This is a genomic window from Paenibacillus ihbetae (assembly GCF_002741055.1).
Classification (GTDB): Bacteria; Bacillota; Bacilli; order Paenibacillales; family Paenibacillaceae; genus Paenibacillus_AQ; species Paenibacillus_AQ ihbetae.
Map to the genome: position 1 here is coordinate 282,921 of NZ_CP016809.1, position 25,782 is coordinate 308,702.

The 25,782-nt window shown below is 48.8% G+C and carries 24 protein-coding genes; 3 read left to right on the top strand and 21 right to left on the bottom strand.

Annotated features, from left to right (window positions below):
* Nucleotides 1–36: 36 nt before the first annotated feature.
* The 4 genes from BBD41_RS30100 to BBD41_RS01215 all read right to left on the bottom strand — a co-directional run bounded on the left by BBD41_RS30100 (nt 37) and on the right by BBD41_RS01215 (nt 2,645).
* Nucleotides 37–870 carry a stalk domain-containing protein gene (locus tag BBD41_RS30100; protein ID WP_099476437.1) on the bottom strand — a complete coding sequence of 278 codons (834 nt, stop codon included), beginning with the start codon at nt 868–870 and terminating at the stop codon, nt 37–39.
* Entirely contained in the window at nt 833–1,048 is a 216-nt protein-coding gene (locus BBD41_RS01205; protein ID WP_099476438.1) for a hypothetical protein, read from the bottom strand. The genes BBD41_RS30100 and BBD41_RS01205 overlap by 38 nt, the downstream gene beginning before the upstream one ends.
* Before the next feature lie 320 nt (nt 1,049–1,368).
* Complete coding sequence (locus BBD41_RS01210) at nt 1,369–2,070, bottom strand: DUF421 domain-containing protein (protein ID WP_099476439.1); 702 nt, start codon at nt 2,068–2,070, stop codon at nt 1,369–1,371.
* A gap of 98 nt (nt 2,071–2,168) precedes the next feature.
* On the bottom strand, nt 2,169–2,645 hold the full coding sequence (locus tag BBD41_RS01215; protein ID WP_099476440.1) for a YqeG family HAD IIIA-type phosphatase: 477 nt from the start codon (nt 2,643–2,645) through the stop codon (nt 2,169–2,171).
* A 238-nt stretch (nt 2,646–2,883) separates the two neighbouring features.
* On the opposite strand from BBD41_RS01215, the gene BBD41_RS30605 reads away from it, so the two are divergent.
* A complete protein-coding gene (locus tag BBD41_RS30605) occupies nt 2,884–3,234 on the top strand; it encodes a hypothetical protein (RefSeq protein WP_418304241.1) in 351 nt (116 codons plus the stop codon).
* Nucleotides 3,235–3,251: 17 nt separating this feature from the next.
* Here BBD41_RS30605 and BBD41_RS01225 read toward each other — a convergent pair whose 3' ends face one another.
* Nucleotides 3,252–3,668, bottom strand: coding sequence for an Lrp/AsnC family transcriptional regulator (locus tag BBD41_RS01225; RefSeq protein WP_099476441.1), 417 nt, complete (start codon nt 3,666–3,668; stop codon nt 3,252–3,254).
* A 131-nt stretch (nt 3,669–3,799) separates the two neighbouring features.
* Between BBD41_RS01225 and BBD41_RS01230 the strand changes: the two genes are divergently transcribed.
* The gene (locus BBD41_RS01230) at nt 3,800–4,564 is read left to right on the top strand and encodes an MBL fold metallo-hydrolase (RefSeq protein WP_099476442.1); all 765 of its coding nucleotides are present in this window, start codon (nt 3,800–3,802) and stop codon (nt 4,562–4,564) included.
* Nucleotides 4,565–4,641: 77 nt separating this feature from the next.
* Here BBD41_RS01230 and BBD41_RS01235 read toward each other — a convergent pair whose 3' ends face one another.
* The 15 genes from BBD41_RS01235 to BBD41_RS01305 all read right to left on the bottom strand — a co-directional run bounded on the left by BBD41_RS01235 (nt 4,642) and on the right by BBD41_RS01305 (nt 22,349).
* Entirely contained in the window at nt 4,642–5,298 is a 657-nt protein-coding gene (locus BBD41_RS01235) for a phosphatase PAP2 family protein (RefSeq protein WP_077565979.1), read from the bottom strand.
* A 394-nt stretch (nt 5,299–5,692) separates the two neighbouring features.
* Nucleotides 5,693–6,658, bottom strand: coding sequence for an ABC transporter ATP-binding protein (locus tag BBD41_RS01240; protein ID WP_099476443.1), 966 nt, complete (start codon nt 6,656–6,658; stop codon nt 5,693–5,695).
* Nucleotides 6,655–7,635: an ABC transporter ATP-binding protein gene (locus BBD41_RS01245; RefSeq protein WP_099476444.1), complete on the bottom strand. Its 981-nt coding sequence runs from the start codon at nt 7,633–7,635 to the stop codon at nt 6,655–6,657. Before BBD41_RS01245 ends, BBD41_RS01240 begins: the two co-directional genes overlap by 4 nt.
* A 7-nt stretch (nt 7,636–7,642) precedes the next feature.
* Complete coding sequence (gene opp4C / locus BBD41_RS01250; protein ID WP_099476445.1) at nt 7,643–8,575, bottom strand: oligopeptide ABC transporter permease; 933 nt, start codon at nt 8,573–8,575, stop codon at nt 7,643–7,645.
* Between the two features lie 18 nt (nt 8,576–8,593).
* On the bottom strand, nt 8,594–9,547 hold the full coding sequence (locus tag BBD41_RS01255) for an ABC transporter permease (protein WP_099480398.1): 954 nt from the start codon (nt 9,545–9,547) through the stop codon (nt 8,594–8,596).
* 98 nt (nt 9,548–9,645) lie between these two features.
* Nucleotides 9,646–11,400, bottom strand: coding sequence for an ABC transporter substrate-binding protein (locus BBD41_RS01260; RefSeq protein WP_099476446.1), 1,755 nt, complete (start codon nt 11,398–11,400; stop codon nt 9,646–9,648).
* A gap of 396 nt (nt 11,401–11,796) precedes the next feature.
* Entirely contained in the window at nt 11,797–12,717 is a 921-nt protein-coding gene (locus tag BBD41_RS01265; protein WP_099476447.1) for an NAD(P)/FAD-dependent oxidoreductase, read from the bottom strand.
* Between the two features lie 54 nt (nt 12,718–12,771).
* Complete coding sequence (locus BBD41_RS01270; protein WP_077565968.1) at nt 12,772–13,251, bottom strand: RrF2 family transcriptional regulator; 480 nt, start codon at nt 13,249–13,251, stop codon at nt 12,772–12,774.
* 98 nt (nt 13,252–13,349) lie between these two features.
* Nucleotides 13,350–14,807, bottom strand: a complete 1,458-nt coding sequence (locus BBD41_RS01275; protein WP_099476448.1) for a S8 family serine peptidase — start codon at nt 14,805–14,807, stop codon at nt 13,350–13,352.
* 120 nt (nt 14,808–14,927) lie between these two features.
* Complete coding sequence (locus BBD41_RS01280; RefSeq protein WP_099476449.1) at nt 14,928–16,424, bottom strand: UDP-N-acetylmuramoyl-L-alanyl-D-glutamate--2,6-diaminopimelate ligase; 1,497 nt, start codon at nt 16,422–16,424, stop codon at nt 14,928–14,930.
* Between the two features lie 212 nt (nt 16,425–16,636).
* Complete coding sequence (locus BBD41_RS01285) at nt 16,637–18,028, bottom strand: FMN-binding glutamate synthase family protein (protein WP_237087140.1); 1,392 nt, start codon at nt 18,026–18,028, stop codon at nt 16,637–16,639.
* Nucleotides 18,015–18,308 carry a hypothetical protein gene (locus tag BBD41_RS01290; RefSeq protein ID WP_077565960.1) on the bottom strand — a complete coding sequence of 98 codons (294 nt, stop codon included), beginning with the start codon at nt 18,306–18,308 and terminating at the stop codon, nt 18,015–18,017. The genes BBD41_RS01285 and BBD41_RS01290 overlap by 14 nt, the downstream gene beginning before the upstream one ends.
* Nucleotides 18,309–18,402: 94 nt before the next feature.
* Complete coding sequence (locus tag BBD41_RS01295) at nt 18,403–19,503, bottom strand: GerAB/ArcD/ProY family transporter (protein WP_237086990.1); 1,101 nt, start codon at nt 19,501–19,503, stop codon at nt 18,403–18,405.
* A gap of 42 nt (nt 19,504–19,545) precedes the next feature.
* Nucleotides 19,546–20,766 (bottom strand): Ger(x)C family spore germination protein, encoded by a 1,221-nt coding sequence (locus tag BBD41_RS01300; protein WP_099476451.1) that lies wholly within the window; start codon nt 20,764–20,766, stop codon nt 19,546–19,548.
* Nucleotides 20,767–20,789: 23 nt separating this feature from the next.
* Nucleotides 20,790–22,349: a spore germination protein gene (locus BBD41_RS01305; protein ID WP_099476452.1), complete on the bottom strand. Its 1,560-nt coding sequence runs from the start codon at nt 22,347–22,349 to the stop codon at nt 20,790–20,792.
* Nucleotides 22,350–22,550: 201 nt separating this feature from the next.
* On the opposite strand from BBD41_RS01305, the gene BBD41_RS01310 reads away from it, so the two are divergent.
* On the top strand, nt 22,551–23,405 hold the full coding sequence (locus tag BBD41_RS01310) for a manganese catalase (protein WP_099476453.1): 855 nt from the start codon (nt 22,551–22,553) through the stop codon (nt 23,403–23,405).
* 72 nt (nt 23,406–23,477) lie between these two features.
* Here the strand turns inward: BBD41_RS01310 and BBD41_RS01315 are convergent, their stop codons facing one another.
* Entirely contained in the window at nt 23,478–25,772 is a 2,295-nt protein-coding gene (locus tag BBD41_RS01315) for a beta-glucosidase family protein (RefSeq protein ID WP_099476454.1), read from the bottom strand.
* Nucleotides 25,773–25,782 lie beyond the last annotated feature (10 nt).

The window sequence follows — 25,782 nt, forward strand, 5'->3', positions numbered from 1 at the left end:
TTACCATTTCTTTAATAAGTGTTCAAGAATAATTCTTTAATGATTGCTAAAAATGACTATGGATCCACTTCTCAAGCTCCTGAATGACGGTGACGGGCACGTTTCCTGGAAGGAGATACTCTGCCCCTGTTGATTCGGACTCGAATTATCTCGATCATTCGGCCCTGATCCGTGCACAAGCACTACGGCAGGAAACGGTCCCTTCCCTTCGGGTACAGTTAGCGTTCCAGGGAGAGCATAGGTTCCTTCGCCAATAACCACCTCTTGTTCATCGTATAATTCGACATCATCATATGTAGGTCGTTCATAGGATTCCGTAAGTAAAGATGATATGAATAGATCGTCAACATTTCCGCGTTGATCAAACCTTACGGTGACAGAGAGTCCCCCTCCATTAGGTAAGGCATAGTCTAACATCACGTTTTGATGTACGGCCGTTTTGCTTATAGACCATTTTTGAAGTTTTCCTAGCTGGCCATAAGCAGCTTGATAGGATTCACTTAATCGCTGAAGTCCCGGCTTAGTTAATGATTCGGCTAAATCATCGCTTAACATCCCCCAAGCCCGTTCAATATTTTCTAGCATCAATTGACGCATGAAAAAACTGGCTCTCGCAGCGATGTCCGTCTTGGCGATTGTAACTCCAGTCTTTTCCTCCCAGGTAATATCTACTTTCATCGCATTGACGAATGCGTCACGACGCACGTATATTACACCATTTCGGAGGATTGCCGACGAATCCGGTGGTACGCGCTTGTCGTTTAATTCGGTAGTACGGATGCCAGGTTTAAGCCGCCATAGTACATGATTTCCACGATGAACCGTTACACAGTTATGTCTTTGATTCCAGAGCCACCAATGCTCCGATATCTGTTGCCACCTGGCGCAGAGGGATCATCGCAGAAATCTGATTGGATGTGGACGTTACTTGATGCTCTTTACTTATTGCTTCATAATGGCGACCCTGATCTGCTGCAGCATAATCGGCGCCTCCTATAACCATAAGTATCACAAGTGTCGATCTCCATAGACTCGGTTTTGGTTTCATAATGACTACCCCTTCCCCCAACAGTAAATTTTAGATTGTACTGTAATGCTAGCAGGCAGACATTAAAATCAGGATAGGCTTTCATTTAAAAAGAGTTTAATTTTCGGAGTGCCTTAAACGGTTTAATCTTAGGAGTACAGCATTGCATGTTATCTCATGTGCAGCGATTTGACTATTCGATTGAAAAGGAATGTGAAGGTATCTGCTGCAAGTGGAAATGTGCAGTTAAATTTGCAAGATGCGAATAGAATTATGTCTCAAACAACAAAGAGAGCCCTCAATCGTGGCCCTCTTCCTCTGATAGTTAAAATGCTTCATCATCAACCTTCTGTTCTTGAAAACACCCTCACGGTCTCGTTCTCGACGATCGCTAACGACACTTCATGGATATTCGAAATAGGCGCGATTTGTGTAAGCAGCCAATCGTTATCTTTTCCGATCTCCTGGAGAAGAGACTTATCGGCCTTTCCATCTATAATGATCGGTCTTAGGATCGTGAACGGCTGAGTCTCTAGTTTCAGGTTAGCCGGAGTCACCGGTTGGTATGGCGTGTCCATAAAGACGGATATGGTTCCACCTGGCTCCCATAATGCGAGCGCAACTTTTTGGACATCCTCTACTTTTTCTTTCCTTAGCTCGGAAAATAAATAATCTATGGAGATCCTTGCCTTCGATAAGTTCTCGAACTGAATGAGTCCCTCTTTGATAAGCGTGATCGGCGACGGATCCAAAAACCGTTTAAAGAACGGCCACTTCAACCCGAGCCATGTCGCTACAATATATAGTAAAATGAGAACGATCGTTGTGATCATAGACCCTTTTAATCCTAATTCCTCATCGGACAGCGGGTGCGCGATAATATTGCCGAGGGTTAGAGCAATAATGAAATCGAGAAACCTTAATTGTGAAATGGACCGCTGGCCTAGAAATTTGGCTGCAATAAGCAAAAATACAAAGCTGACAATTCCCCTTAAGACCCATTCGATGGTTGTCAACGATTCTTTACTCTCGAAAAAATCCACCCCGTTCACCCCTTTCACCCAAAATCCAGTTCCATAGACAGTTCCCTACAATGCCAAGTCCTATGCCACCGTGTTTGGAAGGATTGGCGGTTCCGCCGCTATACTCGCACCACTTTCACGAATAACCGTTTTAAGGTCCCTATAAACCGAGGCTTGACCATAGAAGAGGATACGAATATAGTGTACATGCCTAAACGATTTCCGCCCCATACATCCGTAATGATGCCATTGCCAATAACAGCCGTCTCATGAATGCGGGTACCTAGGATGTTCATTGCTGCAACAAATGCTTTTTTCTTCGGTTTTCCCGCCTCGAACAAAGCTGGGATCTCATGGCTATGCCCATGTTCTTCCTTCGGAGGTTTACCGTTGGAGACAACGATCACCTTTATTCCATATTGAGACTGAAGCTCGTGGAGCCAACGGTTGATCGATTCCGATATAGTTCCGTCCTTCTTCGCTGCTATTGTATTGGTCCAATCAATGATGATCCCTTTAATACCCGCCAGCTGGAGCGCTTCTCCATCAATCTCATAAATCGAGTGTGCAATATGAGATGGTTTAATAATTGACATGCGTTACCTCCACTGCATTAGAAATGTGAGTCGTGTATAGAGTGCCTCCTATTTATAAAATCATGCCAAGTCTTAGCCGAATAACAAAAAAACCGCTGACCACATAAGGTCATGCGGAAGAGATGGTGAACCCGAAGTGATTCATGTCGATCAGGAGGATGATTATGAGATCACATTCCCTGCTGGCAATTTCGAAGCGTTCATTCGGGGGCTGGTAAGCGAAGAGGAATAGTATGATGTGCAGTTCTGGTTATACCTGAAGTCTTACCCGGATACGAGTCGAGATCAATATTTGGCGCGCTATAGCCATATGATCGCATTTGGCGGAGAATTCGGCCAGGGCGGCTATGCTCCTGGATGGATTACCGAATGGCTGGATCACCGCATGAATGAAGGGCGGATCATCCAAGAGATGAGTGCCTCCGGTTTACGGATGCGTTTGCTTTGGATCTCGTTAAGCAGCTACGTGAATTCTAAAACAATCGGCTCGTTCAAACATGCCGTCAATGAGAAGGGCCCGCGTTCGACGCGGGCTCTTTTAGTCTGCAGTCGACATCCTATTTCCGGTACCAGCTTGAATCTCTCATGAGCAAGTAGCAGCTTCCCCTATCTATGATTATTAATAACAATCGATAATTTATAGCCCACATGATGACTCAAGCCAGTCAAAAATTCATCCAGGATTTCGTTGGAAGGAAATCTGCATTCGAGTATGTAACAGCTGTCTCCGCTCACTTTGTAGTTGTTGACGACGTAAGGTTCTTGTGCTTTCAGGAATGACAGATACGGCTGATGATTCGTGTGTCGGGTAAATATTTGAAGAAGCGCATGAACGGCATACCCCAGTTTCACCTGATCGACTTTAATGGTGTACCCCTCAATAATCCCTTTGTCCTCTAACTTGGCCACTCTTGCTGCAGTGGCAGGTCCAGTCAAGTGGACTTTTTCGCCCAATTCCTTCATGGTAATTCGACTGTTCTTGGATAGTTCATCCAAGATTTGAATATCCGTATGATCTAACATAAATTGAAATCCTTTCATTAATAAAGTCAGACGCCCGAAACGCTTTATTTTCATCATGTATCGATTAGGGAGTACGGTTTAGAATATACACTGTTGATAAGGAAATATCAAAAGAAAAGGAGCTGAAGAGCATGAACATACAGCATATTCGAAATGCAACGATCATCGTTGAGTACGCACGGAAACGTTTTTTAATCGACCCGATGTTAGCCGACAAAGGAGCCTACCCGCCATTTCCCAACTCGCTGAGACAAGATCAAAATAATCCTTTGGTCTCGCTGCCTCTTCCGCTTGACCAGATTATCCATCCTATTGATGCTGTAATCGTAACCCATTTACATTTGGATCATTGGGATGAAGCTGCTAAAGAGGTGCTCCCCAAGGACATCCCAATCTTCGCTCAAAGCGAAGCGGATGCCGCAGACATTAGAAGCGCCGGTTTTGTACAGGTCGAGGTTTTGTATGAGGACACTGTCTTCGGAGATATCCATCTGGCGATAACAAAGGGGGAGCATGGAAGGGGAGAGATCTTAAAGCTTGCGGGGCCTGTATCCGGCGTCGTCTTCAAACACCAAGCAGAGAAGACCTTATATGTGGCAGGTGATACCGTTTGGTATGAAGGAGTTCGCGATGTCATCGATACGCACAGACCCGAGATTATTGTTGTGAACGCCGGCGACAATCAATTCTTTGAAGGCGGCTCATTGGTTATGGGCAAGGAAGATGTCTACGAGGTTCACAAAGCTGCTCCGGATGCCGCAATTGTTGCGGTTCATATGGAAGCTGTAAACCATTGGACATTATCAAGAGAAGAATTGAAGCATTTTGTTGCAGAAAAAGGAATTTCCCGCAACGTTTTCGTGCCGGATGACGGAGAATCCTATACCTTCGAATAAGCTTTCACGCTAATAAACCCAAGCACTTGCTTTGAGCAGGCGCTTGGGTTTTATTTATCTGGGATTAAAATTGCTGCTTAATCAGCCGTTAAATTTTGACGAACGACTTCTCCCTTGAACTTCGATTGCTGACCCAAGGGTAGCTTGCCTACCCCATACCATAGCAGCTCGACCACCGCGATGGCCCCGGCGATGTCCAGAAGGACATGCTGCTTCACGAACAGGGTCGAAGCGATGATCATCCAGGCACATACTTTCACCGCTGTCCGTTCCCAATTAGGATAGGATGCACAAGCCGTTGCACCCTTGATCATCAAGTAACTGGTCAACACATGAATGCTGGGAAAGCAATTATAAGGATTATCGGTGCTGTACACCAGATTCACAAGTCCTTCGAATATCCCTGTCCCCATAGTCGTCGGACGCTCAACCGTCGTCTGGAACAGATAAAATATAATATAGCAAGCAACCAAACCGAGGCATTGGGTTAGCAGCGTCCGGTAATACACACTACGCTCCCTGATACAGAGCATGAACAGAACGATGATGATGAATGGGTACCATATCAGATAAGGGATGATAAACATCGGCACAAACGGAATTTGGGCATCCAGATCCGTCATCAGGCTGTAAACCGGCATATGCGCCTGATTCAGAACAGCATAAAAGATGTTCAGTACGGGAATGACCAGGATCCATAACATCGGGAGATAGGCTTTCACTTTCGAATTCACATGCTCCCTCCATTCTTCCGAGACACATCATTCTGATCCATGTATATGAAGCGGCAGCCTCTCGACATGACTCGTTGGTTTTTGATTTTTGTAGCCTTGAAACATTGAAAATCCATTCCTTGCACTCCTTTTTTCACAGTGAAGCCCATATTCTATCATGACGAAACGGATGTACAAAGTAAAAAACTGGTTATCCGCGGAACCGAGAACGTACGTGAAACGAAGAAAAGCCGCGATTACCGCGGCTTTAAATTGAAAGCGAGTAAATGAACGGAGGTATCCCGTTCCCATTCGTTGATACATTGGAGTCGATTATTTTTTCCTTATTCATCGCAAGAAGCATTTCGTTTAACCGCCGTTAATCAAAACAGACTTTGCTACAACTCCCCATCCGTTACACCAAATGACAGGCAACATAGTGATCGTCGCCGACATGTCGGAATTCGGGCGCTTGCTCTTTGCACTGGGCTGTGGCGAGCGGACAGCGGGTATGAAACTTGCAGCCTGAAGGCGGATTGGCCGGACTCGGAATATCGCCCTTGAGCACGATTCGCTCCCGCTTCAGCCTTGGCACAGGCACAGGAATTGCCGAGAGCAGCGCTTTTGTATAAGGATGAAGCGGCCGGCTAAACAATTCATCCCGTGGTGCCATCTCCATCATCGAGCCGAGGTACATAACCCCAATTCGGTTGCACAAATGCTCGACTACGCTCAAGTCGTGGGAAATGAACAAATAGGTCAATCCCCGGGTACGCTGAAGCTTCTGGAACAAATTTATAATTTGGGCCTGTATAGACACATCGAGCGCAGAGACCGGCTCATCCGCAATAATAAAATCGGGATTCAGCACCAACGCCCGGGCGATCCCGATCCGCTGCCGCTGCCCGCCGGAAAACTCATGGGGGAACCGACTGTAATGATAGGAAGAAAGACCGCAAGCCTCGAGCACATCAAGTACACGGTCGCGAAGCTCATCCTTTTCCGCCAAACCATGCTCCAGCAAGGATTCGCCAATGGCGTCGCCAATACGGATACGGGGGTTGAGGGAGCTGTACGGATCCTGGAAAATCAGCTGCATCTTGGGTCTAAGCTTGCGGACCTCCGATTTGGGCAGCTCGTGAAAGGGAATTCCCTTAAAAAGCACGTCCCCGCTGGTTTTCTCATGCAGCCGCAAAATCGTCCGCCCAACGGTGCTTTTGCCGCTGCCGGATTCGCCGACAAGACCGAATGTCTCTCCCGGCTGGATGGTGAAGCTGATATCGTCCACGGCTTTCACGTAGCCAACTGTCCGGTTTAACAGACCCGCATGGATCGGAAAATACTTCTTCAATCCCCTCACTTCAAGCAATGCTTCGCTCACGCTCGCGCCTCCTCTTCGTACAGCCAACAAGCTGCTAAATGACCGGCTGCCACTTCGCTCAGCTTCGGCTGCCGTGTTCGGCAGATCGGGATGCAGGATTCGCACCGATCGTGGAAATAGCATGATTCCGTCAAATCAAGCGGGCTCGGGACCTGCCCCGGAATCGAGTACAGCTCTTCTGCGCGCTGACCGATGACCGGCTTGGATTTAAGCAGTCCCTGCGTATACGGATGCTTCGGCCGCTCGAACAGCTCCTCGACATCGCCTTCTTCAACGATCTTCCCGGCATACATGACGATCACATAGTCCGCCATCTCCGCCACCACGCCTAGGTCATGCGTGATCAGCATGATCGACATATTGGACTGCTCCTTGCTCTGACGGAGCGTTTCCAGAACCTGGGCCTGGATCGTTACGTCCAGCGCGGTCGTCGGCTCATCGGCAATCAGCAGCTTAGGACCACAGGAGATTGCGATCGCGATCATGATCCGCTGCAGCATGCCACCCGATAATTGATGGGGATACGAGGCCGCGATCTGTTCAGCCCGGGAAATACCGACCAATTCGATCAGTTCGAGTGCCCGGGCATAGGCTTGCTTCTTGTTCAGCTTTTGATGAAGCATGAGCGGCTCCATGATTTGCCTGCCGATCGTGATGACCGGATTCAGGGAGGACATCGGCTCCTGGAAAATAATCGAGATGTCATTGCCGCGGATGCGCCGCATCTCTTCTTTGCTGATCTTCAAGAGATCCTTGTCTCCGAACCGGATTTGACCGCCTACGACCTTGCCGTGAGGTTCATCGACCAATCCCATGATCGACATCGCCGTGATGCTCTTGCCGCAGCCGGATTCCCCTACGATACATACCGTTTCCCCTTCACGAATCCGAAAGCTGATATCGTCAACCGCCTTGACCGTCCCGGCGCCAGTTTCAAAATAAGTGCTTAAGTTATGAATCTCGATTAATGAATTCATCTTCCGTTCACCTGCTTGTATTCTGTTTAGGATCGAGAACGTCTCGGAGCCCGTCGCCGAAAATATTGATGGCAATGACCGTCAAAAAGATGGCCAGCCCGGGAGGAATCCACAGCCAAGGACGCTTCTCGAAATCGATCACGTTGTTGGCCGCATCGATCATATTCCCCCAGGTCGGCGTCGGCGGCATAACGCCTAGCCCAAAGAAGCTGAGCGCGGATTCCGATAATATCGCTCCACCAATGCTCAGTGTAGCGATTACGATCAGAAGCGGAAAAACATTAGGCAGCAAATGGCGGAACAGCTTCCGCTTATCGCTGAGGCCGAGCACGTCGGCAGCCTGCATATATTCCCTTTCCCTTAAGGTCAGCATCTGGCTTCGGACAAGGCGGGCCACGCCCGGCCATCCGATAATGCTCAGCATCAGCATCACGAGATAAAGCCGATAATCGGTCGGAATCTTCCAATCCGACATGAGTGCCCCCATGATGAAGAGGATCGGAAGTCCGGGGATCGTGAACAACAGGTCGGCGACCCGCATAATGATCTGATCCACAACACCGCGATAATACCCCGAAACGATTCCGAGAACCGTTCCGATGGTCATCGACAGCGCCATGGATGCGAGACCTACCGTAAGCGAAATCCTGCCGGCCTGCAGCAGCCTTGTGAGCACGTCCCTGCCGAGCAGATCCGTTCCCAGCCAGTGGTTGGAGCTCGGCGGCTGGTGCATACTGCCGGGATTGATCTTTCCGTCTGCATAAGGCGAGAATAACGGGCCGATAAAACAAATCAGAAACATAAACACAATAAAAGCGAAGCCGGCGACCGCCAGCTTATTTGTGCCCAATTGACGGATCGATTGCCGCCATAACGAATCGGATGCATCCAGAGCGCGGATGGCTTTTTCCGAACGTCCTGCCGTCGTTGGAATAGACATGTAGAGCTCCTCCTTTCGTTAAAGCCTGACCCGCGGGTCTGAGGTATGATAGAGGATATCGGAAATGAATGTACCGACGACCGTCAAGATGGCGAGAAACATCGTGAAGCCCATCAGCAGCGGATAATCCCGGACCGTAAACGACTGCATGTACAGCTGACCGATTCCCGGCCAGTTAAATATCTTCTCGATAATGATGGAGCCCCCGAACAATCCCGGCAGTTCGAAACCGATCAATGTAATTGCGGGCAGCATTGCATTTTTCAACGCATGGCGATAAAGGACCGTCCTCTCCTTCAACCCTTTGGCCCGCGCGGTCCGGACGTAATCCTGCCGAATGACCTCCAGCATGTTGCTGCGAAAATACCGGGTCAGCGAGCCTACGCCGAGCAGCACCATGACGGCAACCGGAAGCAGCATGTGATGCAGAACTTGCGCGACATATTCCAAGCCTGCAGCACGGCTGCCGGTCGTAATCATTCCTCCCGGCGGGAGAATTTTCAAATCAACGGCAAATACCTTGATCAGGAACAGCCCGATAAAGAACGAAGGAATGGACATAGCCGCGAATATCCCGATCATGACCAGCGTATCGAGCAGCGAATACTGCTTGTAGGCCGTCAGCACGCCGACGACAACCGCAAAGAACCAGGTAAAGAACGTTGAAACCACCGCCAGCAAAAAGGAATTCCATATGTAATCCTGAAACAGATCGAGGACCGGCCGCTGCTGGGCCAGGGAATACCCGAAATCGCCCTTGAACATATTGGCCATCCAGTTCACGTATCGCTCGAGAATCGGCTTGTTCAGCCCGTGTATTTCCCTGAGCTCAGCCTTGCGCTCCTCGCTTAAGCTCAAATTGTTGTCGACGTAATCGCCGGGCGTTAACGAATACAGAAAAAAAATTAATAAGGACGCGCCAGTCAATATTAAGAGCATATAAATACATCTTCGGAGCAAATAGGTTCTCATGTTCTCTCCTTCAATCAAGCGTCTCCCGCCTAGGAAGCTCAGGCTGAAGACGTTATTGTTATCAAGCGGTCAGAGGTACCGCTGCCTGAAGCAGCAGCTTATTTAAGCTCCCAGTTCGGCAAGCTGTGGGCGATCCCGGCCAGCGGGTTTAGCTCGAACCCGTCAATACGGCCGTTGATGGCGATCACCGATTTGGTATAGTTGGTAAACATCACCGGCAGCTCGTCGTTAAGGATTTTGAACATTTCATGGTAGATCTTTTTGCGCTCCTCTACGTCGCTTGTTGCTAAGCCTTTCGCATAAAGCTCGTCGATTTGAGGATTGTTGTAGCCTTTTGTCTCCCCTTTAATAAAGCTGCTAACGCCCTGGGAAGGGTCACTGATAATCGTCGTAGAGAATGAGGCCATGTCAAAATCGCCGCTGTTCACCTTAGAAACGAGCGTGTTGAAATCCGGGAACTGCTCAGGGATAAAATCGACGCCGATTTCCTTGTAGTTCTCCTTGGCAACAGCGATAAAAATATCCGTGTTCGGGCTTTTCGATCCCAGATAGTTGATTTGCAGCTTCTTCCCGTCCTTCTCGCGGATGCCGTCCGCACCGACCTTCCAGCCGGCTTCATCCAGCAATTGCTTTGCTTTTTCCGGATCGTATGGATATGGATTGATACCTTCTTCCGTATAGGACCATAGAATCGGAGAAGATGGAATATTGGCAAGCGATGCCGCACCTTGCCTGGAATCGACATAGATCAGCTGGCGGTTCAGCCCGTAAGTCAACGCTTGGCGGACGCGCTTGTCTTTCAGATGGTCCCGCTCCAGATTGAATTGATTGTAACCGTAATTGCTCGCTGTGCTTGGGATCAAATTCAAGAATCCGAGGCCCTTAAGCTTCTCGATATTATCCGTCGTAGCAGAGAAGCTGCCGTAATCCACCTCTCCCGTTTCAATAAACTGCCAAGTGTCTCCTTCGGTTGTCTTATAGATGAAATACTCCGTCTTCGGCTTCCCGAATATATAGTGTTCGTTCGCAACAAAACGCACTTCTTGGCCGGGAATGAACTTCTCCAGCTTGTATGGCCCGTTCGTGATCGGGTTTGCGTGCAGGTTTTTAATGTAATCCAGATTGCCGTACTTATAGTCCTTTCCATAGTAGGCTTTGGATAAGATCGGTCCGCCCAGCACCGTCAGTGCTGTCGCATTGGTCTCTTCCAGCGTTACGGATATCGTCTTCTCATCGACCACATGAATACCTTCGATGGAATCGGCCTTACCTTCCTTGTATGCTTTCCCGCCTTTGATGTTGGTTTCCACTACGCTGTTGAGCCCATCGTAGGATGGATCGTGAAGCAAGGTCCACGTAAATTCGACATCCTCAGTCGTCATCGGCGATCCATCGCTGTATTTCAGACCTTCACGAAGATGGAACGTATAAGTCAGCTTATCTTCGGAAACCTCCCACTTCTCGGCAAGTCCCGGAACCGGCAAGCCGTTCGTATCAACCTTGACCAGCGGGGTGTACAGCACGGAATTTACATTGCCGTCATACCCGACCTGTGTGAAATAGGGAGTAAACGCACCGCTCGGATTCGTCAGTGTGACGATTATCGCATCATTCCTTTGCTTGGCTCGATGCGGGAGTTTGGACATATCTTGCGCTGCCAATGGCTCTTGAAGTAAATGTTCTCCCGTTCCTTGATTCGCTTGCGACGACGATTCATTCGCGGAATGGGTCGATGAGGGAGTAGCCGCAGTCTCCGTCTGCGTGCTTTCCGTGCTGGAGGAGCAAGCCGCCAGTACGACGGACAACGCCAATAACCATAGCCCGATCAAACCTGAAACCCGTTGCTTTCTCATATAAACCACCCTTTTCATGTTTATAAAAGCTTCTTGGATCTGACTCAGTAAATCATTGATTTTGTAAGATTTTTTCTATCTACAGCTGCAGGTATTTTCACCTCAAATATGTATTCATCCTCACGCTTTTCTCGAATTAAGCCTCCTCTCCTCTTGTACGTGAAAAACAAAAAAACGCAGGAATAGCTGAAATGCTGCAGCTCTCCTACGTCTCCAATGGTATGGTCGACTTTATGTTTTTCAACTGTGTAATTTAATAATTCCAATTGGAATTATCGGACTTTTTCGTAGCTTATCATTACCTGTTAAGGATTGTCAATAGTCTGTTTTTGTTACGATGCTCACCCGTCGGTTCTGTTGTTCATTATAGAATGGAATATACCGATGAGTGTGGCATTAACCATTCCTTCTCCAAGCCTCCAAATTCATCTCGTTGTTCATAGCCGCGGCGACTAAGGCTCCCATGGAGGCAGCAGCAACCGCTTGGTGAAGCCTGGATGCTGCATCCCCAGCGCTATAAACGCCCGGGACACTCGTCTTCCCAAAGTCATCCACGACTACGGCCCCCATCTCCGTCATGCTGCACCCCATGGCTTGCGGAAGATCCGATCCCGTGACAAGCGTCGGTTTGAAAAATATTCCCCTGCATGGAATGGCCGCCCCATCTTCGAGAACGACCTGCCGCACGATTCCCTCGCTTGCGTCGATGAACCGAATCGGTGAATCAAACACAGGTACATGATGCCGCTGCAGCTCTTCGCGCTGAGCCTCGGTCAGCTCATCGGGGCCATTCGTGCAGATGGTAAACTGGCTGGTCCAGCCGGATATCAATGGAGCCAAGTGCATGGCATCCGCTCCTTTGGCAATGATGACAAGCGGCTGGTCTCTTAACTCCCACCCATCGCAATACGGACATACGAATGCGCTTTTTCCATAAACCTCAACCAATCCTGGAATATCGAGGGGCCGATCCTTCATACCGACGGCAAACAGCACTTTTTTGCTGGAAATAGAGTTTCCTTGAGCAGTCTTAATTATAAAATGGCCATCCGAACCCGTTATTGCTACGGCCGTATCCTGAGTGAAAGATACGGAAGGATATCTGCTGATCTCTTCCCTGGCAATTTGCCGGAAATCACCCGGGCTTATTCCATCGCGCGTCAGGAATCCGTGGGTCGCATGGGTCACTGCGTTGCGGGGACGGCCTTCATCGATTACTATTACATGTTTTCTTGCCCGCCCCAGTACAAGAGCAGCATTCAAGCCTGCCGGACCGCCGCCAATGATCGCTACATCAAGAAGCTGTTTTGTTGTCATTATTAATTACCTCCATAGATCTGTAATGTCCATAATTAGGCCACAAGAAGTGGTTCACTTCTTGTGCGATTCATGGTTGCCGTGCTTGAGAGCCTCATCCAGTACCGTCTGGATCGTATGCTCCCGTAAGTATTGGTGCAGATGCTCTTCAGCACCTTCCATCACCTTCTCCACCAGACATCCGTTTCTCGCCGGTTGTTCTTGCTGAGGTGCTCCCTCTTGGGCTAACAACTGATGCTGCCGCGAATTCATATTGGAGCATTCGAACAGCTGCTGTCGTCCTTCAATCACTTGAATCACATCGAGAAATGTAATCTGATCGGCAGGTCTTGCAAGCTCGTAACCGCCGTTCACCCCAGGGACGGCACGAACGATTCCATCCTGCCTCAGCTTGGACATAATCTTGGACAAGTAGCTTTCGGAAACTCCAAGCGCCGCGGATAATTCCTTGATTCCGACGTTGGTGTGACGCTCTGGAAGACCCAAATGAATTAATGCGTGCAGGGCGTAATCCGTGCTTTTCGAGAACTGCATGATGTCTACCCTCCCTTCCTTATATTATCGTAATCATGGACCTATGAAATCCATGATAATTGATTCCGCTCAAATTTGCAAGCAACAAAACGCGGGAATTAACTTTGTCTTTCCTTTAACCATTGGATTAAAGGGGCTGCCTTTGAAATGATGGAATCCGGGTCGTGGGTCATTTCAAGCTGAGGGTGAGATTCAGGAAATTTCGCAAGATATTCGCTTACGCACCAACGAACAGACCAATTGATATCCCTTGACCATGGTATCCATTTCGAAGCTTCATTTTCTCTAATGTCTTGCAGCAATCCAGAGGCAAGCAAGCCACGGACGCCCCCCTCCGATTCCTTCTTGAGCCGCTCCCAGAAAGCCTCTCTCTCTTGTTCATTTAACGGTTTTTCCAATGTTGAAACTGCAATTTTCCTAATGACCGGTGAATGATCGTTTAAATATTCCCATAGGAGCTCTCGAGAGCAAAGTTGATTTCGCACAAGCTTCGACAGGGCCACCGCCTTTTCCATTTCATCTTGGGAATGTAAGGCTACAGAAGGGTCTTTTGCATTGAGAGAGGGCAACTTTTTCCCCGGATCATGGATTGTTAAACCAGCTTCAATGGCTGACTCGACTTTGTGGACATTTATTCTAGGAGCGGGATTCTCGTACCCATGAATGGGATCTCCGTAATTAGTTAATGCATAGCGCAGCATATTCGCATCTAGACTTGGGTATTTGGACAACAAATATGCAGCGACACCCGTTACTAATGCTGCAGTTCCCGATGTTCCCCAATAATAGGAAACCTCGCCCCCTTCCTCATGGGATTCACAAAACGGCAGGGTTAGATAAACTCTTGGTGCAAGGACATCCGGCCTGAAGTGGCCGTCCGCATTTCGTCCGTACGGTTCATCCGGAAATACGGAATGCTTTTGACGATCCGCGAATCCTCGGTCATGATATCCCCCCACTGCCAGATATTCGTATGGCGGCAACATATTAATTGTCCTCGTATTCCCGTTCGAGCAAACAACCAATATTCCGGCTTGAACCGCTGACGCTAATGCCTGCACCGTGGAGTTTTCATTTGTGCTTCTCAGAAGGATCAGATGATCAAGCGCATGCCAACCTGTGCTTAGGATGATTCTTATATTCCATTCTTGACGTTTTTGCATGATCCATGATATACCTGCGCTCAATCTTTTTCCTTCGCCGGTCTTGAATGCACCATGATCAAGTACGATCAATTGAGCTGCCGGTGAAATGCCGGTATGTATTTGTCCATCCACAACAAAAGGGAGGTGAGACAATGCGAGTACCGTCATTAAACCATGTTCGCCATCCCCATCATGATTTTGCTCAGGCGCTTCATTAGCGATATCGCGGCATGTAATCGAGTAGTCGTCATGAACAGTGACAACTTGAATGCGATTGCCTAAATGTCGAATTGTAGGATGAGGGGTAATTTTATCGATGATGACAATCCCTATATCCTTCCCTGCTTCATGGAAGTCAGGAGGTTCAGAAAAGCCTAAGCGGGCCCAGTTAGGATCCTTTGATTTGGTCATTTGTATCTCTCCTGTGAATCTATTGGTTGAATTATATCGTCATTGGCAAGTTTCGGTTGTGTTTTAATATATCAAAAAGCCCCCATCCGCTCTTTGGATAGGGACCTTGACATGCAGATGCTAATGATTCCGGTTACGAATCGCCGCTTTGGCCTCTTCCCGGTCATCGAAATGGATCGTCTGATCGTTCAGGATTTGATACGTTTCATGGCCTTTCCCCGCGATGATGACGATATCTCCGGAGCGGGCCATATCCACTGCCCGAATGATCGCTTGCCGCCGATCGGCAATCATTTCATAGGATTCAGACGACATCCCGTATTCCAGCACGCCATGCTCAATATCTTTCAGGATTCCGAGCGGATCTTCCGTACGGGGATTATCCGATGTGATGATTACATGATCACTGTGCTTGGCCGCCAACTTCCCCATCACGGGACGTTTGGTTCGATCCCTGTCCCCGCCGCAGCCGAACACGGTGATGATCCTCTGATCTGCAAATTCGCGTAAGGTGGACAGCGCATTGTCCAAGCTATCCGGAGTATGGGCGTAGTCAACAAGGACAAGAAAATCCTGTTGTTCATCAATGACCTCCATTCGACCGGAAACATTGCTCAAACCATGCAGCCCTTGCTGAATGACATGAAATGGAACTTGTTCGGCAAGCGCTGCAGTCATGGCGGCAAGGGCATTGTACACATTAAACATCCCCACCTGCTTCAGCTCGATCTCGGCATCTCCCGCAAACGATTCGACCGTGAATGTCGTTCCTTTCGGGGTCAGCCGGATATCTTTAGCGATGACATTTGCAGTGGTGTTAATCCCGTATGTAATAACCTGTGCGGCGGTTATCTCGCTTAGATATCGGGAAGCCTCGTCATCCGCGTTCAAAATGGCAAATTTTCGTTTGGCGGGATCCGGCGCATACGAATTGCCTAAACCGGAGAACAACATTCCTTTTGCCGCAAGATAATTTTCCTTGGTTTTGTGATAGTCCAGATGATCATGCGTTAAATTCGTAAATACAGCGGTTCTAAAATCACAACCGAGCACTCTTCCCATATGCAGACCTTGGGAACTTACTTCCATGACGCAATAATCGGTCGATTCCTCCTTCATCTTGCGTAGATTCGCTTGCAGATGCGGAGGATCCTGGGTGTTGATGTCGGTTTTATGCATCGTCGAACCGATCTTCGTGCCGATATTGCCCATCAATCCCGTCCGGAAGCCGGCATGAGCAAAAATCGATTCCATCATATAGCTTGTCGTCGTTTTTCCCTTCGTTCCCGTTACCCCGATCAGCTTGAGACTATGGCTCGGATACCCGTAAAAATGTGCAGACAGCAGGGCTAGCGCAAATCTGGCATTTGGTACCTTAATTGTCGGTACAGACGATACCACATCGCGTTCGACAACGATAGCGGCTGCGCCCGCCTTCACGGCATCCTCCACGTAGAGATGCCGGTCTTCCTGTAAGCCCGGAATCCCGGGTATACAAACAAACAGCTCGCCAGGCTGCAAGAATTTCGAATTCATACTGATCCCAGTAATCTCAACGTCAGCATTCCCTTGGATTTGGGCAATGGTTAAGGGCCGAATCAGCTCGGTTAATTTCAAGAAGGTCCCTCCTGCCAGCGTAGGATGTCATTCTAATCCATTATAATATTTCCGGCGTTGAAATAACATCTTTTTCCAAGACTAAAGCTTCATATGCACTGATCTGATGCCGAAGCCGAGCAGACCGCGATCCGCTTGGCTCCTCGGTTTTGATCCGCTTGCCGATATATATTTGCCGAATACGGGCTGATCAACAAAAAAACATCCCCGTTTTACTGGAGATGTTCTTCGTAAGTTTGTAAGAACGGTTTCGTTTCATCGAAGAACCGGCCTTGATGTTCAGGAGCGACATATCCAAGCTGGATTCCACTGGCTTTAGCCAGGAAAGGGTCCATTGTGCATAAATCGGATTTGGTAATATCGGTTAGTGCTGTTTTGCCGAGGGTTACCGCGACTTGTTCCATCTCCAGGACGCAAGCATTCAGGTATCTAACTAAATTCATAGCAGCCATGTCTTCATCTAATTGGTCAGTCTGCTCAGTTGTATAGACAACTAACCTTGTTGGAGGCACTATAGGCACCTCTACCATTTGCTCGCTTACCAGTGCCATTAGGGCTGCTGAACCGATGTAGACTCCATCCGCTCCCAATGCGATGGCTTTCAGCATTTGACCGGGTGTTACTAACCCCCCTGTTGCGATTAAGTTTATGTCGTGGATCACTTTTTTCCGTGTGAAATATTCCGTAGCCCTTGTAATGGCGAATAATGTAGGCAAACCAACATCATCTTGTAAGGTCGGCGACCCGCCATGTGTTCCACCTTCAGCGCCGTCCAGTGTTACAAAATCAACCTCGGCTTCTATTGCGATTTGCAGCTCTTTTTCAAGATGATGCGTGGCTGCAATTTTCAAACCGACGGGCACACCGGTTTCATCACGTAAGCGCCTTACTAACCGGATAAAGTCATCCTTCGTATTGATTCCTGGAAGTCGGGAATGGATCAATGCATCCTCCCCTTCCCGCAGGCCATACACTTCCCGAAAGTCCTCACCGATATTTTTCGCTGAAGTCCTCTGGGGAGCGGATCCTTGTGCACCCTGCCCCAACTGTATTTCTATAGCATCCAGCTGCTTATATTGGTCAGGGGTATTTATCCAGCCCCCTCGATTATACTGTCCGATCAGTAATTGGGCTGATTTCCGTTCCTCATGCAGGATCGCCTCACCCGTATTCGAGGCCGTTCCGACAGCGGTCGCAGCCTTTGCCAAAGCGATTTTGGTGCTTTTGTTTAACGCACCGCCAAAAGACATGGCCGCAATCATGATCGGAATGGAGAGAGTCATGGGTCTTTTGGCCCGGTGCCCGATCGTAATCGAAGTTCGTATTCCAACATTCTCTTGCGTCGGGAAGCGAAAGAGATGAACCGGATTGAACAGAAGCTTCTCCCATGGAGATAAATGGACGGGAGTTCCAAGAGGACGGGAGATTGGGGTTCCTTGATTCCCCCGCATGGCTATTTCCATGAGGTTGGATATTCCAACTTTTTTCGTTGATGGAATCATTCCATACAAGCTCTCCGTATATTGGCCTCTGATAGCTCGTATGATCGCTTTATCTACGGCTTCGTTAATAATGGAGCGGAGAAATTTTTCAATGGGCTTCATCACGATGAGTACCCTCCACAAGCTCCCCGCGGTCAATGGCATTCTTTATTTCTTCAATTTTTTCAGCCATGGCCAGACACATATGCTTCATGGTTCCAAGCTGCCTGGCGGCAATCTGTTCTTCAACTGCTATATCCAGGATTTCACGATGGTCGAAATTTGCAAGCCTATTGTAGTGATCACGTTCAATAGAAGACAAGGTTCCAGCCATAGTTTCAACTCGATTCAGCTCGGAATGAATATAAGAAAGTGTATTTTTTAGATCCTGATATTTACTCAATTGGGTAACACCTCGGGTTCAATTTTTTAATCAATTTTTTCTAAATCAGAACAAGTATAAACAACCTGTTCGATATTACGGACGCTCAATAGCTTCATTGACGCTGCTTCGCCCACTTGCTTCGAATCCATATCGCCAGCAAAAGAATCAGAGGCAGAATAATTTGAAAGATCGGAGTTACGTAGGTAACCACTACTTTAATTCCTAGCCAAATATGATGAGGATAGTTGGGGGATATGAACGCTAATGCAAAGATGCATGCAGCAGTGATCACCGTCCACATAGGGTAGGATAGGCCCGTTATTTTATGCAATCCCATGACAGCTCCCATAAAAAAAGCTGCCATTTTGGTGCCCAGGCCAAGCACTAACACAAATACAAACAATACATCAAAACGTTCAAAGGCTTCAGCGATTTCTATAAGCTGAACCACCTGCAGAAGCGGCAGCGTGCTGTTGGCTGCCTGAGTCGGCCCTAACACGAGGATATTGATTTGATTAATCATGATTAAACAAATCGCCGTAATCGTGTATGAGATCACCACGCCCATCCCTATCTTATCCCTTTTTTGGACAAGAGGAAAAAAGAGCAGAAACAATAACGTCTGCCCGAACGGGAAGGACACGATTTCCGGCACGGCGGCTGTCCAAACCGGACGGAACCCCTCTTCCAGAACCGGCAGCATCAATTCAAATCGGACCAGTCCTGAAGAAACAAGCAGCGTATAGATCGTGAGATAGCTCAAAATGATGATCGGCAGAAATCCGGCGCACATCCAAATCACCACCTTGGGTCCATACCGAACGGTATTAGCCACTACGATTATTGCCGTCAACATGATAAACAGCAGAGGCGTACGGTCTAATAACGTCAAGATCGTAAGCTCACCCAGATCTCTTAAATTACGGGATGCTTCATATGCAAAATAACCTACAAAGCTTAAGTTAACCGCAGTGCCGATGACTTTGCCGAAGTGCTGTCTGCACAAGCCATATAAATCAAGTTGGGGATTGGAACGGTAGATTAAAAGATACATGGCTAGCAGGAACAAACCAATCAAGGCAGCAATGCCCATGGCGATCCATGCATCCCGTTTCGCTTCAGCCCCCAAGAAGAACAATGTCGTGCTTCCGACTTCAAACACCGCAAGAAAACATACCAGATCGGTAACTCGTATGGATTGCTTCATTTCCATTGTTCCCTTCTTCAATCAACATCCATCTGAATATGGAGCAAATTATCGTACGCCCGATTTAAACGCTTTTTGGGTCATACCCGTTTGACTGATGGTTACGTTGACTTGCAGGACAAGCTTAATGGAATTCATCCCGTCTGCTTCCCACTGATCCTTGATGCTCCTCCAGTCCTTCGGATATTTGCGATGGATATCGTCTGCAAAGTGAGGCAAGTCGGCATGAAGCCTTTTGGAGGCAGCCCACCCCTCCCTCATATGTTCCTTAATGACCTCTTCGATCCCTTTTTCCGCAGCATGGAGGTTGGATAGTTTCCCTAAATTTATGGAACAATTGGACTCTGTAATCCTGCCCTTCGCTTTAACGGAGACCAGCATCGTATACTCGTCCCCTTGCTTACGGGGCTTTACATTCGTTTTGGCGGATATCGTTTGAAAGGAGAATTTCTCCGTTTCTTTATTGGAGCCAGGACAGGATACGGATAAGGTACTGATCCGGACTTTGCCCGTTAACCATGATATTCCGATGCTCTCATTCCGGTTTAATGCCCCGACTCTCCGGTCTTTTCGAAACACGGCCAATCCTGTAATTCGAACCTTAGCAGGAGTAGAGGTTCTATTTAGCTGATCCATGGATTCCAGCCTTGCCTGCGATTCCCCCACCAATTCAACCTGAGGGACCCCGGCAGCACGGGCTTCAGCATCCAGATTTCGCGTCAACTCATACATCTTAATTGAAGGATAATTACTGTTGAAATGATCCGTTTGCCTTGAGATGTTGGCGATGGCTGCCCCGGGCAATCGTTCAGGCGGGATTAGCTGCTTCAGCATCTCGCTTGCTTGCCCGCTCGCGACCAGCACGTTGACATTTTCCCGTAACTGAGCATTCCTCCAATAAAAGTCGATGATATCCTGAATTCCTCTGCTTGCAGCCTCTTTGCCGAGCACGAGAATATCCGCATGAGGGAAATAAAGACGTCGCGGCGATTCCGTATAGCTTACATCAATCGCTTCGCGAAGCGTAGGGCCTACGGAAGAGAAAACATGGACGGGGGATTCCCCACCCCCTCCTTTGGTTGCTCCGCCAGTCCCCGCCGAAATGGCGGAAGGATTAATTAACTGATAGGTTACGATCCATCCTGCTTCGCCCCGGTCTATGCCTAGAGCTGCAATCAGACCGATTTCATTTAATTCCGTTCGGTTCCAGCAGCCTGTCTGCGATAATGCCAGAACGAACAGCAGTGAGAATATACCTAATCTACGCATATCGCACCTCAGTTCATATAGGGTCACTTCCTTCCCTGTTGCGATCCACTCATCCCCTGTCTTACAACGTTACGACGATTCATCTCCTTAGGCCTCGTCTTAAGGAAGGGCCACGGCAAACGCACAAACAGGTCTTTCAGATCGGAGAAACGGAGCGGGCTAACGGGTGAAAGATAAGGGATGCCAAATGAAGTTAAAGAAACGAGATGAACATATATCGGAATGAGCCCCGCCAATATCCCGTATAAACCGAGGGTCCCCGCCAGTAACATCAACACAAATCGAATGAGCCGGATGGCCGCAGCCATGCTGAATGCAGGGATCGCAAAGTTGGCGATGGCGGTAAAGGACACCACGATGACCATTGCCCCCGACACGAGTCCTGCCTGTACTGCAGCCTGGCCCAGCACAAGCGCCCCGACAATGGAAATGGCCGGCCCGATCACCCTGGGCATCCGCACTCCTGCCTCACGGATAATTTCGAACGTAAGCTCCATCATGATGGCTTCAACGAGTGCCGGCAGTGGCGTTCCTTCCCTTTGTGCAGCCAGACTGATCAACAGGGTGGTTGGAATCATCTCCTGATGAAAGGTTGAAATGGCTATATACAGTGATGGCAGCAGCAAGGATACAACGAAGGAGAAAAATCGGATCGCACGTAAGAAAGTAGTTAGATCATACCGCTGATAATAGTCTTCGCTGGAATGGAGGAACCTGAAAAAGGTGACGGGTGCCAGTAAAGCAAAGGGGGTGCCATCCACGAGAATCGCGATTTGTCCTTCCAGCAGACCGCCTGCTACCGCATCGGGGCGCTCCGTATTGATCAATGTAGGGAATGGACTCAAGGTAGTATCTTGTATAAACTCTTCAATATACCCGCTTTCCAGAACGCCGTCGGTTTCGATGCTTTGCAACCGAGACTTTATTTCCGATACGACACTTTGATCAGCTAAGCCTTCAATGTAAGCCATAGTTACTTTGGTATGGGTATAGCTGCCGATGACCATCGTTTGGACCCGTAAGTCCGGGGTACGCAGCCTTCTTCGGATGAGTGACACATTCGTCGAAATATCTTCGGTAAAACCGTCCTTCGGTCCCCGAATGACGGTTTGTGAGCTTGGCTCTTCGATTGCGCGCTTTTCCAGGCTTTCGATCGAAGTCGAAAAGGCGTCTTTCATCCCATCTACTAGTAGGACAGCCTTCCCCTCTAAAACAGCCGAAGTGACGGATTGCGTAGTATGTAATTTGTTGACAGGACTTGCAGGCAATATTTTTCTCAACAACGATTCTATGCCGGGCATAGGATCGGCTTCCAGCGTAACGGTTAACCAGGATTCCAGAATCCGATTGAGTTGATTGGCATCAATCAGCCCTTCAATATAGCAAATGGCAATCTCCGGCAGATCGTCGCGTCCTGAAATATATCGGACCACAAAGTCCGTACTGTTCCCCATGATATGAGTTAAGGTTTGAATAGACTCCTGTAGAGTCATGCTAATCGAGGTAGGTGAATCAGTTCGAACCTGCGTTTTGTTCTTCGAACGGCTTCGATTGAGCGCTTTTTGCAGTAACCGAATCAGCATGACAGTCCCCCCCTTTTTGCTATCCAGTATTATGGGGACTCAGAGGTTAAATTATTCCCTTGATTCCATATTCTTCGATATGTCCTTAGGAATCGGCAGTATATCCATTATGTTGGAATTTTTAGCACTACTTGTGCGGTACAGGCAGATTTTCAAAGCATTTTGAATATATATCAGCATCTTGTTCCGTGAGGTGATCATTTGTTTTTTCATATTAAGGAATTACAATTTCATGCAAAACCTGAACGCCCCGATCCCGTTTATGCCAGAAAGCTTCAGGAGGTGCTCGGAGGACAGTTCGGTGAGATAACCGTTGCCATGCAGTATCTTTTCCAGGGCTGGAACGTCCGCGGGGACGGAAAGTACAAGGATCTTCTGTTGGATACGGGTACAGAGGAATTGGCGCATGTTGAAATGTTGGCCACTATGATCGCCCGACTGCTTAATAATGCCCCCCTGGAAACGCTGGAGGACGCAGCGAAAGACCCTGTAATAGCAGCTATACTGGGAGGCAGCAATCCACAGCATGCCATTGTAACAGGTTTGGGAGCAGCTCCAACCGATAGCAACGGGTACCCTTGGAACTCCCGCTACACCATCGCCAGCGGTAATCTTCTTGCAGATTTCAGACATAATTTGGCGGCTGAATCGCAAGGCCGACTGCAGGTGGCCCGCCTGTATGAAATGACAGATGATCGTGGTGTCAAAGATATGTTGGCCTGGCTGCTAGCCAGAGATACCATGCACCAAAATCAATGGATCGTCGCGATAAAAGAATTGGAAGCGAAAGAAGGGGTAGTCGTTCCTACTACGTTTCCGAAGGAGCGTGAAATCCAAGAAGTATCCCATGTGCTGTTTAACTTTTCTCGAGGCCAGGAAAGTGCACAGGGACCCTGGGCTCATGGTCCGAGCCCGGATGGCGCCACCTTTCAGTATGTTGCCAACCCTCAGCCTCATGCTCCTGAGCCTCACTTGCCGCCCGCACCGCCGTATATCCATGACACACCTCCAAAGGTATTTAGATCGCAAAATATGCCGCATATGCCTCCACAATAAACAAGAAGGATGTCATCGAGTGACATCCTTCTTTATTATCACAGCTATATCATTTATTTCTGCAAGATAAGGTTATAATGGTTTAGCTTGCTGCGCCTCGAGCCGTTTCTCGTTAACCCGTCCGATAAGCTCGCTGACGACCTCATCCGGAGACCGCTCCATCATCCAGCTTTGCCCGAACATCTGGAAGATTTTAATGACCGGGAAGTCCTCCCAAAATCCCAGGAATTCATCCTGGAGAGATACTTTGTCCTTAACATGCTTGTTCATTTCATCGATGCACTCTTCCAGCACGTTCTTCGCGATCGGGTCGCTCACCCACTCATTAAGCAAGCTGAATTTATGGAACGTGATTTCCTCCTTGCCGAAGTCGCAGAACAGTCGGTGTGTCACTCGGATATCGCGGGACGAGCTGCCTGCGCAGAGTTGGAAATATCCGCTTTCTGCTACCCAGCGATTGTATTTCGTGTTGTAATAGGCAAAATCTCTTTCTTCAAGCTCAAAGACGATCTTCTCCTTCTCGCCCGGCGCGAGCTCGATTTTGGCAAAAGCTTTAAGCTCCTTCTCGGGACGCACCCATTTGCATTCCTCATCATGGACATACAATTGAACGGTTTCCTTCCCGGAGCGCTTTCCGGTATTCTCCAATTGGAGGGTAACGGTAATTCCCTTCTCATGCTGTACCGCTTGAAGATCCGTGTACTTAAATTTTGTGTACGACAAACCATGTCCGAACGGAAACTGCGGAGCCATTTCCTTACGGTCGTAATAACGATAGCCGATAAACAGTCCTTCACGATAATACAGCTTGCCGTTTTCTCCCTGAATCCGCATATGCGATGGGTTATCCGACAGCTTGACCGGGAAGGTCTCCGACAGCTTGCCGGAAGGGTTCGTGTGTCCGAACAGGATTTCGGCAATGGCTCTGCCCATACCCTGCCCCGTCAACCAGGAATGGATGACCCCAGGCACATGCTGCACCCATGGATGCATCGCAAGCGCGTTCCCGCTGCTTGTTACCACGACACAGTTCGGCTGAACGGCTGCAACGGCTTGGATGAGCTTCACTTGGTGCTCTGGGAGGTTAATGCTCTTCAAGTCATGCATCTCGGATTCCGCATATTCCGGCTGGCCGACGAACAATACGGCTAGATCGGATGTCGCCGCCAACGACGCGCTTTCCTTAATCAGGTCCTCGCGAATGGAGTCATCTGCGGGATATCCCTCAGCATAGCTTAGCGTGACCGACTCTCCCGCCAGCTCCTTAATTTCATCCCACGGAATATCGACCCGCGTTGGCGTAACTTCTGCGCTGCCGGCCCCTTGGATTCTTGGCTTCTTCGCAAAACGGCCGATGATTGCAATCGATGGTGCGGATTCCGGCTGTATAGGGAGAATACCGTTCTCGTTCTTGAGCAGCACGATGCTCTCGGCTGCTGCTTTTCTCGCAAGCGCGTGGTAGTCTTGAACAGTGCCCGAGACCGTTTCTTTCGGGGCTGTCGCTCGCTCTACAAGCTTTAGAATACGGGCAACGCTTTGATCAAGCTTCTCTTCGGAGAGGTCTCCGCCCTCCACAGCCTCCACAATTGCCTTCGTATTGTAGTGAGCCGGCCCCGGCATTTCAAGATCAAGACCGGCCTTAAGCCCGCGAATCCGGTCATTGACGGCGGTCCAGTCCGACAGCACGACACCTTCGTAGCCCCACTCTTCTCTCAGTATATCATGAAGCAAATGCTCGTTTTCGCTTGTATAACTGCCATTGAGCAAATTATATGAGCACATGACGGTCCAGGGATCGGACTTCTTAATGATCCGTTCGAAAGCGCTAAGATAAATTTCGCGCAGCGTCCGTTCGTCGACCTCCGAGCTCGTCACCATTTTTTCGTTCTCCTGATTGTTGCAAGCGAAGTGCTTGAGGGAAGCGCCCACGCCTTCGCTTTGGAGCCCGTTGATGAAGGCTGCGCCAAGCTCGCCTGTTAAGCAGGGGTCCTCCGAGTAGTACTCGAAGTTTCTGCCGCCAAGCGGCGTCCGCTTCATATTAATGCCCGGGCCAAGCAGCAGCTCCACGCCCATTTCCTTGGATTCCTGTCCAAGCGCTACCCCGACTTCATGCAGCAGCTCGGTGTTCCAGGAGGAGCCGATGGCGGAACCGGTAGGATAGCAGGTTGCCGGAACATTCTCGGACGTAATGCCCATTTCTTCATCGCTGTTCGTTTTCCGGATCCCGTTGGTTCCGTCATACATATGCACAGCCGGAATGTTCAATCGCTCGATGCCTTTGGTCATCCACATATTCAATCCCGCACAGAGGGATGCTTTTTCCGTAAGCGTCATTTCTTGAATTAATTCATGAATTGATCGGTTCATTTGGTATCCA